The organism is Candidatus Chryseobacterium colombiense (genome assembly GCA_029203185.1).
Taxonomy (GTDB): domain Bacteria; phylum Bacteroidota; class Bacteroidia; order Flavobacteriales; family Weeksellaceae; genus Chryseobacterium; species Chryseobacterium colombiense.
The window spans coordinates 2,268,688-2,282,365 of sequence record CP119310.1; the positions used below are offsets into that span (position 1 = coordinate 2,268,688).

A 13,678-nucleotide genomic window follows, 5' to 3' on the forward strand; every position below is an offset into this window, starting at 1 on the left:
ATAAGTATTTTTTTAGCTATTTTTACCAATTATTTTTAAAGAATTGCGGAATTATCTTTTAATATTCGTATTGTTTTTTACGGGCATATTCTATGGAAATGCGCAGATTTTCTCGTGGAAAAATCCGAACCTGCCCAAAGACACTTTAAAAAAAGACAGTATTCTCTCCGCAAAGAAAGACAGTATCATTGCTGCTAAGCTGGAACAGGATATTTTTGCAAAGGACACTTTAGATTTTGTAAAGACCAGCAACAGAATCCTTGTAGATGAAGCGGTTTTAGCTAAAAATGACAAAAAAAGATTTTTAGGGGAGTTAAATTCCAAAGGTTCTATTATCCGTGGAATTACTTTTGGTAACAATCAGGGACAGTCTGTACAAAGCTCTATGGACCTTCAAATCTCCGGGAGACTTTCTAAAGATGTCACGATTTTAGCCAGTATTTCTGATCACAACCTTCCTATTCAAGCGGATGGATATACTCAAACCCTGGAAGAGTTTGATAAGATCTATATGCAGCTTAACATAAAAGATAAATCTATTCTTAGAGCCGGACATCTGGATTTAGCGGAAACAAAAAATTACTTTGCCAAATATCAGAGGAGAAGCATGGGACTTCAATTCCAGACCGAAATGGGAAAGGAAAATAAAACTTTCGTGGATGTTTCTATGGGTGTAGCGCGAAGTGAATTCCACAGAGTCCGTTTTCAGGGGGTGGAAGGAAATCAGGGACCTTATCGATTAACCGGAAAAAACGGGGAACAGTTCATTACGCTGATTTCCGGTTCTGAACAGGTTTTTATTGATGGTATTTTAATGAAAAGAGGGGAAAACCAGGATTACATTATCAACTACAATACCGGAGAAGTTACTTTTACCAGTTTCCGGCCTATTTTCCAACAAAATTTCATTACCATTTCTTATAATTATACCAATAGAAATTATTCAAGATACTTATTTACAGGGAAAATAGAACATGCAAGGGAGAAACTTAAACTAGGATTAAACTGGTTTATGGAAAATGATAATAAAAATGCTCCTCTGGCTCTTAATCTTTCTAAGGAGGATGAACAAATTTTAGCAAATGCAGGTAATAATCCTGATCTTATGTATGCACCATCAGGAGTGGTCACCCAGTATGATGTGAACAAAATCCTATACAGGCTGAATCCTAATGGAAATTATTATGAATTTTCAACAGATGCCAACGAAACCCTTTATCAGGTATCTTTTACTTATTTTGGTACCAATCTAGGGGATTATAAACTTACTCAGACCACCAACAACGGACGTGTTTTCCAATATGTAGGGACAAATCTGGGAGACTACAGAGCTGTAAGAAAACTGCCATCTCCTGAAAAATCCCAGGTATACTCATTAAATTCTGAATATGCACTTAAAGACGGTAAAATAGGAGCAGATTTTTCATTGAGTAATTATGATGTTAACTTATTTTCTTCAAAGGATTCAAGACTAAATACTGGATATGCATGGCGTGTATTCGGAAACAAAATTTTCAAGAAAAACAACTGGAGTGGTACTCCAACTTTTGAATATCAATATATTGATAAGCAGTTCCATATCTTAGACCGCATCAATGATGTGGAATTTTCCAGGGATTTCAACTTGGCCCAGGAATTCAGCGGAAGAACTCAAAACAGGTTTACATTCAGCTTTTTAAATAAATGGAATAATAAATCGACTTTAAACTACCGCATCAATTACCTGGATGAACAGGATTCTTATAAAGGAATTAAAAATGATTTGGATTTTTCTTGGATTAAAGGTAAATTTTTAACAAAAGGAAATTTATCATATCTGGATACAAAAGCAACCCTTCAGAATACCAAATTCATAAGAGGAGGAGCTTCTACAGAATTTACCGGACAGAAAGGAAGCTGGGCGGTAGGAGGAAGTATGGAGCATAATGAGAAAACATATAATGACACTCAACTCATGGATGTCACCAGTTTCAGCTGGAGAGAACTTTTTGTGCAGAAAAAAATCGGAGACAGTACCAGAACCAAACTGTTGGCAAAAGTATACATGAGAGGTAATGACTCTGTACGTGATAACCGTCTTCAAAGTATGAATAATATTTTAGGATTCATGGCGGAAAGCCAGATTATTAAAACAGAAAAAACAACGCTGAATGCTTTGCTTCATTACAGAAAGTTTTTCTATCAAAACCAGGAGCCGAATGTAACCCAGAACAATGATTTCGTTGTCGGAAACATTCTTTACAATCAGCAGCTTTTCAGAAACGGAATGCGTCTACAGGCATTTTATGAATTAGGAAACGGACAGGAAGCACAAAGAGAATTTCAGTATATAAAAGTAACGGACGGACAGGGTATTTATAAATGGACCGATTACAATGGAGATGGCGTTCAGCAGCTTGATGAATTTGAGATTGCAGAATATTCGGATTTAGCACAATACATAAGAGTATATACCAATTCGGTACGTTATCTTCCCTCCAATAAAAACAAGCTTCAGTTAGCATTATTCGTCAATCCTGCCATTATATTTAACTCTGAAAATAAATTTTTAAAACGCTGGAATTTTAATATTTCCCTGAATTCACAAAATTCATTCTATAAAAAAGATAAAGTACTTGTGCTCAATCCTTTTGAAAAAAGTGATAATCAGATCCTGAAAAATCAGAATATATTAACTTCTGTACAGTTCAATCCTACCGAAAAATCAGGCTGGAATGGTAATTACCGTTTTATCTCAAATGACAACCTCATCAATGCCAATTTCAGTAACGAAGAAAGAGAGCAAACTTCCCATTTCTTAAATATCGGATATTGGTTTAATAAAGAGTTCAGGGTAGATTGGGAAAACTCTGTTCATGATATTAAAAATTCTTCCCAGCTGTTTGCAACAAGAGATTATCGCTTAAACAATTTTGAAACAAAGCCTAAAGCAACCTATAAATTCACAGATGCCATTCAAGCCGAACTTTCTTCTGCCTACAGACAGAAACAAAGAGTAGATGGTGAAGAACTTTTAAAAGCATTCGACATTACCGGGACCATACAATGGGAGCGTAAAAAAACTTCCATCAGAGGAAATTTCTCCTTCATCAATAATGACTTTACCGGAAATAATTTTAGTATTGTAGGAAATCAAATGCTTGATGGATTAAAACCAGGTAAAAACCAGGTATGGAGTGTGTTTATTCAACAGGCGATCAACTCATTCCTTCAGTTGAATTTAACTTATGAAGGAAGAAATTCGGGAGATAGAACCATTCATATCGGAAGCATGCAGGTAAAAGCAAGTTTCTAACATTTTTCCTTATTAATTACGATAATAGATATTATCATATTTTCAAAAGATTAGAATTTCGTAAATTTGCACCATGATAAAAATAGGCAACATAGAACTGCCGGAATTTCCGCTTTTGCTGGCTCCGATGGAAGATGTAAGTGACCCTCCATTCAGAAGATTATGCAAAATGCATGGTGCAGATTTAATGTATTCAGAATTTATTTCTTCTGAAGGCTTAATTCGTGATGCGATTAAGAGCAGAAAAAAACTTGATATTTTTGATTACGAAAGACCTGTCGGAATTCAGATTTTTGGAGGCGATGAAGAGGCAATGGCCATGTCTGCAAGAATTGTAGAGACTGTAAATCCTGATTTGGTTGACATCAATTTCGGGTGTCCTGTAAAAAAAGTGGTTTGCAAAGGTGCCGGAGCTGGAGTTTTAAAAGATATTGACCTTATGGTTCGTTTGACTAAGGCTGTAGTAAGCTCTACTCATCTTCCTGTAACGGTAAAAACCCGTTTAGGATGGGACAGCACTTCCATTAATATTGACGAAGTTGCCGAACGTCTTCAGGAAACCGGTATCAAAGCATTAACGATCCATGCAAGAACACGTGCTCAGATGTATAAAGGTGAAGCCGATTGGGAGCATATCTCAAGAATTAAACAAAATCCAAATATTGAAATTCCAATCTTTGGAAACGGAGATATCGATTCTCCTGAAAAAGCTCTGGAATATAAACAAAAATACGCCTGCGACGGAATTATGATCGGTCGTGCAGCGATTGGCTATCCTTGGATCTTTAACGAAATAAAACATTTCTTTAAGACCGGCGAACATTTGTCTGCTCCAACTATTGAAGACAGATTATTAGCTGTTCGTCAACATGCAGAATGGAGTGCAGAATGGAAAGGAGAAAGATTGGGACTGGTTGAAATGAGACAGCATTACAGCAATTATTTCCGTGGAGTTCCGCATTTCAAGGATTTCAGAAAGAAATTCCTGGAAGTTTTTACTTTAGAAGAAATGGATGCTTTAATCAAAGAAACTCAGGAATTTTACACCGAATATTTCGCTCAACAAGCATAAAATAAAAACCCATCAAAATTTGATGGGTTTTCTTTTTGTATTAAAAAAATATCTTTCTATTAATATCCTTCTGAAGCAGACTGATTTTTAATTAAAGCCAGCGCAGAAGAAGTTCCGATTCTCTTGACTCCAAGATTAATCATTTTTTCAGCATCTTCAAAAGTTCTCACTCCTCCCGCTGCTTTTACAGAAAGTTTCCCTGCATTATCCAGCATAATTTTTACTCCTTCAAATGTTGCTCCGTTAGGTTTTCCATTTTCAGTTTTATAAAAGCCGGTTGAAGATTTTACAAAAATTTTTGATAAATCATTCTCAGAAAAACTCTCTTCAGCCCAGTTAGAAATATTCTTAGTAAGATCTGCAATCTGTACATCCGTTAGAGCTGCAATTTCGATAATCCATTTTGCAATCTTATGATGCTGCAGACAAAGGGATGTACATTGTACAAATTCTTCTTTTACTAAATGTAAATCTCCTTTCAGATATGCAGTATAATTAATAACAAAATCCAATTCATCTGCTCCGTCTACGATTGCTTGTTTAGCTTCCGCCAGTTTTTCTTCAATAGAATCTGTTCCTTCGTGAAAACCAATAACAGTACCTACCACAACATTGGATTGTTTTTCCTGGATATACTTTTTGATTTCAGATACATAATCAGGGCGAATCATTACGGCAAAGATTCCGTTATCAATCGCTTCCTGTGTCAATTCTATATCTTTCTGTAAAGTTTCTTCATCTGAAAGTCCCGACTGCGCAGGAGTTTTCAAATAGGTTGAATCCAAATATTGTGCAATGTTCATAATCTGTTATACTTTCAGTTGTCTGTAAATACCTTGTTCCAAAGATATGAAAGTTTCTGTTCTGGTCACTCCTTTTAGCTTCTGAATTTTGCTAAGGATCTGCATCAGATGATCATTGTCTTTACACAGAACTTTTAAGAAAATCGTATAATTTCCGGTTGTATAATGTGCTTCCACTACTTCATTAATATCTCTCAAAGCCTTTACCATATCCGGATAATGACTTGGCTGATCTAAGAAAACACCGATATAGGAAATTACCTTATACCCTATCTTTTTAGGATTCAAAAAAGAAATTGAATTTTCAATAACTTCTGCCTGCTCCAATTTTTTTATTCTTTGATGCACTGCTGTTGTAGAAATCCCAACATTTTTTGAAATATGTGCTAAAGAAGTTTTCGCATTATCCATCAGCATATGGATAATCTGCTTATCTATGGAGTCTAGGTGGTAGGTTGTGTTTTCAGCGTCTTTCATTTTTGTTAAACTTTTGCTTTTTTACTTTTATTTTTACTTATTATGTTCTCTTAATTCTACAATTACAGGAAAATGATCACTATATCCTCCTAAATAACGGGTTCCTGCATAGGTTCTAAAAGGCCTCCCACTAAACACTTTATCTTTGCTACTGATTTCTTCCACATTAAAAACATATGCTTCCTCAAAGCAAAGCCCCATACTTTTATTAAAAAAAGACATGGATAATATAATCTGATCGAACAAAAGACCAGATTTGTAATGATAAGTGGAGTACTTTTTCTCAGTAAATAATTGCCGAAAAGGATTTTCTAAGATTTTACCCGAGGGGGAGTCAGATAACATCTCAACTAGATTTTTTTCATCCGGATTCTCATTGAAATCACCAAACAAAATCACAGATTCATTACGGTTACTAATGATTTCTACAATTTTGCTTTTAATCTCTTTGAGAATAAAGTCTCTTTTAGGCTTATTGACGTCTTTTTCTCTTTTGGAGGGTAAATGAGCAACAAAAACGTTGATAATCTCATCATTACATTTTATTTTCGAAAAAAGGACATCTCTTGTCGTGTCATAATCTTCTTTATTCGGATTTCCTCTATCAAAAAAAAAAGTAATGGCTTCGGAATCTAAAATTTCCACTTTTGATTTGTCATACAGCAATGCTACGTCTACTTTCCTTTCATCCATAGAATTGTAATGTACAATTCCATAATCTGAATTAAAAGGCTGCATTTGTACAAGCTCTTCTAAGACTTTTCTTCCTGAAATTTCAGACAAACCAATGAGGAATGGCAGGGAACCTTTCTTATCTTTTATGAGTTGAAAAACATGAGAAATTTTGTGTAGCTTATTCTTATATTTTCGCTCATCCCAGTTTCTCAATCCTGAATGAGTAGGATCAAGCTTATGTGTGGGTTTCGGATCAGGTAAAAATAAATTTTCTACATTATAAAAAGCTAATAATTCCATCAACATTCATTTTCAAAACGCGGTTCTCCACCTTAAATTCCGAATGTAAATTTATCACTTTTTTACAAATATTATTACCTATTTCACAATTATTTTATGAAAAACAAAAAAACCAAATTTACATAATGCGAAAATTAACAATTTAATCATTAGTATGGGTTTAAATTTTACTTAAAATACCTTGAATCTTAAATTAATTTTTCTTCAATCCCGGATAATTTTCAGTCAATTTGAACCTCGAAGATATTTCGTAAAAAAATTAAAAATTATACCTAACAATCACTGTTTTTGTGGTTTTTTAATCTAAACCTTAGTCAGAAAATAAGATTATTTTATGTTTTTTAGACCCAATTGAAACTTTACTCATTTTTTATTAAAATTTTGGGAATTTATTTCAATAAAAAACCGGATTTATAATAAATCCGGTCGTTTTTCTTTCGTTATTCTTACGGCTTCGTCGTGCCGCCATTCTTCAATTTTGCCAAAATTACCGCTCAGCAATACTTTGGGAACTTCTAATCCTTTATAAACTTCCGGCCTTGTATAAATAGGCGGCGATAGAAGATCATCCTGAAAACTATCGGTTAATGCACTTTGTTCATCATTAAGAACTCCGGGTAAAAGACGGATCACAGAATCCGCGAGCACGCATGCTGCAAGTTCTCCTCCGGTTAAAACATAATCTCCAATAGAAATTTCTTTGGTGATATGAAGATCTCTTACCCTCTGATCAATTCCTTTATAGTGACCACAAAGGAAAATCAGGTTGTTCTTTATAGATAGCGTGTTGGCAATTTTCTGATTCAAAGTAATACCGTCCGGTGTTAAATAAATCACCTCATCGTATTCTCTCTGCGATTTCAGTTCGGAGATACATTTATCCAGCGGCTCTACCATCATTACCATTCCTGCACCTCCTCCATAAGGCTCATCATCTATTTGCCTGTGTTTATTGATTGCCCAATCTCTAAGATGATGAAAGTGCACTTCTACCAGTCCTTTATCCATTGCTCTTCTTAATATGGAAGTTTGAAATGGACTTTCCATCAATTCTGGAAGTACGCTTATGATATCAATTCTCATTGTAATGTTCCGTTTTTCTTATTAGGTAAAATAATTAATCTTAAAGCTGAATCTTTGTTGAAATAACTCCACATCCAGTTAAAAAACACGGCAAGTTTATTTCGAACGCTCAAAATTAGCATTAAGTGGAGGAACATCCAAAAATACCAAGCCAAGAATCCCTGAAATTTTATAAACGGCAGATCTACAACTGCTCTATGTTTGCCTATTGTCGCCAAAGAACCTTTATCATCGTATTCATATTCATTCCATTCGCTAACTTTCTTTTTCAAAAAGTTTTTCCCTAGATTTTTTGCCTGATTTATGGCTACATTGGCAACCTGCGGATGACCTTGAGGATATTTCGGAGTCTCCATATAGGCGATATCTCCTATGGCATAAATATTATCATACCCTTTTATTTTATTGTACCGGTCAACAATATATCGGTTTCTTATAAGATTTTCGGCGGGAAAACCATCAATCACATTTCCGGTAACTCCTGCTGCCCAGATCACATTATTTGAAGGAATTTCTTTTCCGCTTTTCATGTACACTTTATCACCATCGTAATCTGTTACATATTCTTCACTCAGGAAAGTCACTCCTAAATCTTTTAAATATTTTTCAGATTTTTCCTGGGATTCATTGCTCATTACTGCGAGTGGCTTCTCCGTAGAACTTACCAGGATAATTTTAAGGTGATCAAAATTCATGTAAGGATAATCTCTTGGAAGAATATCTTTTTTCATTTCGGCAAAAGCACCTGCAAGTTCCACTCCCGTCGGTCCGCTTCCTACAATTACAATATTCCAGTTTCCGTCATCGCTTCTGCTTTTTTCTAAGATCAACTTTTCAAATGTTATTAAAACATGGTTTCTGATACTGATGGCTTCCTGGGTATTTTTCATCCCGAAAGCTTTTGATTCAAGATCTTTATTTCCAAAAAAATTGGTCTTACAGCCGGTTGCAATAACTAATTTATCATACGTAAATTCTGCTCCATCTGTTATGACTTTATTATGAGCTGCATCAATCTCTTTTACTTCTGTCAGACGAAATTGTGTATTTCTGGATTGCTGAAAGATTTTTCTGAACGGAAAAGAAATATTGGAAGGTTCTATCCTGCCACATGCCACCTGATAAAAAAGCGGCTGAAACATATGATGGTTTACCCGGTCCAGAACAATAACTTTTTTATTTTTATTGTTCAACGTTTTTGCAAGTTGCAATCCCGCAAAGCCGCCTCCTATAATGATGATCTTTTCGCGTGTTTCCATATTACACAAATTTACTTATTTTATTTAGTATTTTTTCGCTTAAAAAGTTAGTTTTGCAAAACTTTATGAGCCCTAGAAAGTACACCAAAAAGACTGCCAAAAAGATCCATAAAAACAGACGGAAAAGCTATTTCTTCCGTCGCAGGATTGTATTGGTAATACTTCTTATTGCTCTTATCGGAACAGGATTGTATTTAAAACATTCCATAAGCTATTATTATGCTTTATATTTTAATAAATTTAAGCATAAAAAACTACATAATACTGAAGCAGAAGCCTTAAGAATTCAAAAAATACTTTCGGATAATCTTGATAAGACGTATGGTTTTGATGTTTCACATTATCAGAATAAGGAAGATATCAACTGGGATAGTTTAAGCATTGGGAACAAAACAATTCCTCTGGAGTTTGTAGTTATGCGGGCTACCATGGGAAACCGCAGTGCTGACAAACATTTTGATGAGTTCTGGCAACAGGCCAAAAAGCATGAACTGATACGGGGAGCATACCATTTTTACAGATCCGATGAAGACCCTGTCATTCAGGCTAACAATTTTTTGGCCAACGTGCATTTAGAAGGTGGTGATTTGCCGCCTATTTTAGATATTGAAAAAATTCCCAGGCGAAAATCCAACAAAAAACTGGTAGAGGATTTAAAAGTCTGGTGCAAAATTGTAGAAGAAAGATATGGCGAAAAGCCTATCATTTACACCTACTATCATTATTATAAAGATTTTTTGAAAGGTGAATTTGATGATTATCCGCTCTGGCTTGCCAATTATAATGATGTTCCCGCTCCGTCTCCCGATGACAGCTGGGATTTCTGGCAATTTACCGAAAACGGAATCGTACACGGCATTAACACCAAAGTAGATCTTGATATCTACAATGGAAGTTCATGGTCTTTAAAAAGCCTGACTTTAGATTAATTTTTCAAAAAAACAATAACGTCTTTGTTTAGATCTTCTGCAATTTCAAAAGGAAGATAATGGGTAGCTTTAGGATAAATTTTAAGCTTGGCATTGGGAATTTCTTTGGCAATCATTTCAGTATGTTCTTTCTTGATCACATCGTTTTCTCCGGCAATGACCAATGTAGGATTCTGAATTTTCTGTAAAGATTTTTTATTGATATTTGGCTCAGTCAGCATAAGATTCAACAATCGTTTTTCAGTTTCATGTTCCGGTTGGTTGGCAAGTTCTATGAAACGGGCTTTGGTTTTAAAATTCTTAAGCAAATCTTCATCAACTCCTTCTGGAAAGATATTGGCTCCGATAATGATGAGTTTGTTGAGATTCTGAGGATATTTTAAAGCAAATTCAAGCCCTGTATTTCCTCCATCGCTCCATCCTAAAATATTAGTTTTTGAAATATTTAAATGATCTATTAAATGCTTCAAGTCATCAGCAAAAATTTTGTAGTTCAGATCACCTTTGGTAAAGTCTTTACTTTTTCCCTGAGCTCTTGTATCAACAGCAATGACTTTAAATTCTTTTGAAAGTTCGGGAATCTGTTTGTAAAATTCTTTGATACTTCCGCCGTTTCCATGAAGTAAAACAAGTGGCTCACCTTCTCCATAGATTTCATAATACAATTCCGTATCATTCAATTTCAGAGTGTTTCCCACAGCATCATTTTTACCGTAAACAGAATTTTCAGATTCTAAATTATATTGACTAAGATCCGGAGCCAGGATTGAAACCTTATCATTATTATCCTTCACGTCGTCTTTACTATTTTTCCCGTTTTTATCCACTTTAACATCAATATTAATAGCTGGTGCAGCAATAGTCATTTTTTTCCAGTCACCATAAAATTCTCTGATATATCCCGTTCTGAACAACGCAGCACTAATCGTGATTCTCCCCTGGAATCTTTTCAAAAACTGGATTCCGACAAAAAATCTCCCCTGAACCCAGATATTCCGGTCATTAACATCCAAAGTAAAGGTACCGTCTTTTATCATCTCTTTCGTCAGTTCAACCGTAATTTCTTCGTCCAAAACATTCTTATCCGGAAAACCGTTTTTCTCCGAATAAATGCTGTAACGCATTAGAACAGGCTGATCAGAAGTATAGCTTGAGATATTCAGATTGATGTTTTTAATTTTTGATTTTTTACTGGTATTAAATTCTAAAGCTGTCTCACCTAAAAAGTTCTCATTATTTATATCCGGATTTACATTGTACATCACGCTTTTTGTCTTGGTATTCACTCCCCAGTTTTTATCCACCAGCTTTTTAGGTTTAATATGTACCTCGTCAATATTTTTCACCTTTTCTTTTAAAAATATCTTTTGTCCGTCCAGATTTTTAAAGTCTTGAACAGATTGAGAATATTTTTCATATCCGGGAACTTCAATCAAAATAGGTTTGGTAGAATTTATCCTGGAAAGATCGATGGAAAAATTCCCGTTTTCATCTGAAATCACTCCGGTTTTCTCTTTGTCTACACCTACTTTTACATAAGGAATCGGTTTATTCTCCTCTTTGGAAAATACCGTGGCTGAAACAACCTGTGCTTGGAAATAAACAGCAACAAGGGAAAGGAATAGAAAACTAAGTTTTTTCATGGTAAAAATTTGAAACAAAAATCCTTATTTTCCTAATCAAAAGCTCATAATACCTTATTAAATTTAACAACACAACTGTTAAACTTATTGTAAAGTCTCACCAAAAAGTGAAATTAATTATTAAAAACATCTAAAAAATGTTTCCACAGCAAAATATATTTTATCTCTTGTAACGCTTTATATTTTTGTATTTTCGCGCTACAAAATTTTTATAGAAAATGAATTACGTTGCTGCTGAAAACCTTACCAAATCCTACGGAATAAAAGTTTTATTTGAAAATATTTCTTTCAATATCAATGAAGGTGATAAGATTGCCATTGTCGCCAAGAACGGAAGCGGAAAATCTACCCTTCTGAAAATTCTTATGGGAAAAGAAATTGCAGACAGCGGAAATGTAATCATCAACAAAGACATTCAGGTTGTTCTATTTGATCAGGAAATAGATTTCGATTCGAATCTTACCGTAGATGAATTTATGATGACCTTAGATTCTGCTCCGATTGCGGCTCTAAAAAATTATCATAAATCCCTTCATTCTACAGACAATGATTTCATCGAAAAGGCTCTGGCTGAAATGGAAGTTCACAAAGCATGGGATCTTGAGAATGAAATGAAACAGATTCTTTCCCAACTTAAGATCACCAATCTTGAAGCGAAGATGGGCACACTTTCAGGAGGACAGATTAAACGTGTGGCATTGGCTAAACTTCTAACCGAAACCAGAGCAGAACACCGTCATACTTTATTGATCATGGATGAGCCTACCAATCACCTGGATGTAGAAATGGTAGAATGGCTTGAAAATTATTTGAATAAAGCAAAAATAACTTTACTGCTGGTTACTCACGACAGATATTTCCTGGACAGTGTTTGTGATATTATCTGGGAAATGGAAGATAAAAACCTTTATTTTCACAACGGGTCTTATGCAACTTATCTTGAAAATAAGATGATCCGCGAAGACAATACGAATGCAACCATAGACAAAGCCAACAATTTGTACAGAAAAGAGCTTGAGTGGATGCGAAGACAGCCCAAAGCAAGAACCACAAAATCCAAATCAAGAATCGATGCTTTTTACGAAACGGAAAAAGTAGCCAAAACAGATACCAGAAAACAGGGTCTTGAACTGGACTTTGAAATGAAACGTTTAGGAAATAAGATTCTTGAATTAAAGAACATCGATAAAAGTTTCGGAGATAAAGTATTGTTTAAAGATTTCAGCTATCAGTTTCAGCGAGGAGAAAAAGTAGGAATTGTAGGTAAAAACGGTGCCGGAAAATCTACCCTTCTAAACATTATTCAAGGATTTGAAAAAGCTGACAGAGGAGAAATAGAAACCGGAGAAACGATCTCTTTCGGATATTTTTCTCAAAAAGGCTTAACTTATAAAGAAGACGAGAGGGTTATTGATTTTATTAAAGAAATTGCAGAATTCTATCCTTTAGCAAATGGAAAAAGTCTTTCTGCTTCGCAATTTTTAAGATTATTCTTATTTGACGATCAAACTCAGTATTCTCCTATTTCAAAACTTTCCGGTGGAGAGAAAAGAAGGCTGCATCTGATGTATATTTTGTATCAGAACCCTAATTTCCTGATTTTTGATGAGCCTACCAATGATCTTGACCTTCCTACTCTAACGGTTCTTGAAAATTTTCTGCAAATGTTCCAGGGTTCATTGATCATCGTTTCTCACGACAGATATTTTATGGACAGAATTGTGGATCACGTTCTGGCTTTTGAAGGAGACGGAAAAATAAAAGATTTTGTGGGTAATTTTTCTGAATACCGTGAAGCGAAAAGCCGTGAAGAATCTTTAGAAAAAAATACGGTTCAGAAACAGGAATCTGCAAAAGAAACTATTCCAACTCCGGCACAGCCACAATCTCCATCCAAAAAGAAAAAACTTTCTTTTAAAGAGCAGAGAGAACTGGAGCTCATCGAAAAAGAAATGCCTCAACTGGAAGAACAGAGAGCAAAAATTTTAGATCAACTTAACAACGAAGCTGATTATGAAAAGATTTCCAAACTTTCAGAAGAATTAGAAAAGATTTCCGAAAAACTGGAAAACCACGAAATGAGATGGCTGGAACTTCAGGAAATTCTGGGAGAAGCATAAAATAAAAGGTTCATGAAATTCA

At 34.8% G+C, this 13,678-nt stretch carries 10 protein-coding genes; 4 read left to right on the forward strand and 6 right to left on the reverse strand.

The features are described from left to right. Positions 1–85: 85 nt before the first annotated feature. Positions 86–3,295, forward strand: a complete 3,210-nt coding sequence (locus tag P0Y62_10110; protein WEK71795.1) for a hypothetical protein — start codon at positions 86–88, stop codon at positions 3,293–3,295. 73 nt (positions 3,296–3,368) lie between these two features. Next, positions 3,369–4,367, forward strand: coding sequence for a tRNA dihydrouridine synthase DusB (gene dusB, locus P0Y62_10115; protein ID WEK68226.1), 999 nt, complete (start codon positions 3,369–3,371; stop codon positions 4,365–4,367). A 59-nt stretch (positions 4,368–4,426) separates the two neighbouring features. Here the strand turns inward: dusB and deoC are convergent, their stop codons facing one another. The 5 genes from deoC to P0Y62_10140 all read right to left on the reverse strand — a co-directional run bounded on the left by deoC (position 4,427) and on the right by P0Y62_10140 (position 8,964). Next, positions 4,427–5,173 (reverse strand): deoxyribose-phosphate aldolase, encoded by a 747-nt coding sequence (gene deoC / locus P0Y62_10120; GenBank protein WEK71796.1) that lies wholly within the window; start codon positions 5,171–5,173, stop codon positions 4,427–4,429. A gap of 3 nt (positions 5,174–5,176) precedes the next feature. Beyond that, positions 5,177–5,647 (reverse strand): Lrp/AsnC ligand binding domain-containing protein, encoded by a 471-nt coding sequence (locus P0Y62_10125; protein WEK68227.1) that lies wholly within the window; start codon positions 5,645–5,647, stop codon positions 5,177–5,179. Between the two features lie 33 nt (positions 5,648–5,680). Next, on the reverse strand, positions 5,681–6,622 hold the full coding sequence (locus P0Y62_10130) for an endonuclease (GenBank protein WEK68228.1): 942 nt from the start codon (positions 6,620–6,622) through the stop codon (positions 5,681–5,683). A gap of 411 nt (positions 6,623–7,033) precedes the next feature. Further along, positions 7,034–7,705, reverse strand: coding sequence for a tRNA (guanosine(37)-N1)-methyltransferase TrmD (gene trmD / locus P0Y62_10135; protein WEK68229.1), 672 nt, complete (start codon positions 7,703–7,705; stop codon positions 7,034–7,036). Further along, complete coding sequence (locus P0Y62_10140; GenBank protein ID WEK68230.1) at positions 7,702–8,964, reverse strand: NAD(P)/FAD-dependent oxidoreductase; 1,263 nt, start codon at positions 8,962–8,964, stop codon at positions 7,702–7,704. Before P0Y62_10140 ends, trmD begins: the two co-directional genes overlap by 4 nt. Positions 8,965–9,029: 65 nt before the next feature. Here P0Y62_10140 and P0Y62_10145 point away from each other — a divergent pair, with 65 nt between their 5' ends. After that, positions 9,030–9,893 (forward strand): GH25 family lysozyme, encoded by an 864-nt coding sequence (locus P0Y62_10145; protein WEK68231.1) that lies wholly within the window; start codon positions 9,030–9,032, stop codon positions 9,891–9,893. Here P0Y62_10145 and P0Y62_10150 read toward each other — a convergent pair. Then, complete coding sequence (locus tag P0Y62_10150; protein ID WEK68232.1) at positions 9,890–11,536, reverse strand: alpha/beta fold hydrolase; 1,647 nt, start codon at positions 11,534–11,536, stop codon at positions 9,890–9,892. The genes P0Y62_10145 and P0Y62_10150 overlap by 4 nt on opposite strands. 218 nt (positions 11,537–11,754) lie before the next feature. Here P0Y62_10150 and P0Y62_10155 point away from each other — a divergent pair, with 218 nt between their 5' ends. Further along, complete coding sequence (locus P0Y62_10155) at positions 11,755–13,656, forward strand: ABC-F family ATP-binding cassette domain-containing protein (GenBank protein ID WEK68233.1); 1,902 nt, start codon at positions 11,755–11,757, stop codon at positions 13,654–13,656. Positions 13,657–13,678: the final 22 nt, after the last annotated feature.

Excerpts from the sequence above, each read along its gene's own strand:
- dusB (WEK68226.1), top strand. The coding sequence starts at position 3,369 with ATGATAAAAATAGGCAACATAGAACTGCCGGAATTTCCGCTTTTGCTG.
- P0Y62_10125 (WEK68227.1), bottom strand. The coding sequence starts at position 5,647 with ATGAAAGACGCTGAAAACACAACCTACCACCTAGACTCCATAGATAAG.
- P0Y62_10130 (WEK68228.1), bottom strand. The coding sequence starts at position 6,622 with ATGGAATTATTAGCTTTTTATAATGTAGAAAATTTATTTTTACCTGAT.
- trmD (WEK68229.1), bottom strand. The coding sequence starts at position 7,705 with ATGAGAATTGATATCATAAGCGTACTTCCAGAATTGATGGAAAGTCCA.
- P0Y62_10140 (WEK68230.1), bottom strand. The coding sequence starts at position 8,964 with ATGGAAACACGCGAAAAGATCATCATTATAGGAGGCGGCTTTGCGGGA.
- P0Y62_10145 (WEK68231.1), top strand. The coding sequence starts at position 9,030 with ATGAGCCCTAGAAAGTACACCAAAAAGACTGCCAAAAAGATCCATAAA.
- P0Y62_10150 (WEK68232.1), bottom strand. The coding sequence starts at position 11,536 with ATGAAAAAACTTAGTTTTCTATTCCTTTCCCTTGTTGCTGTTTATTTC.
- P0Y62_10155 (WEK68233.1), top strand. The coding sequence starts at position 11,755 with ATGAATTACGTTGCTGCTGAAAACCTTACCAAATCCTACGGAATAAAA.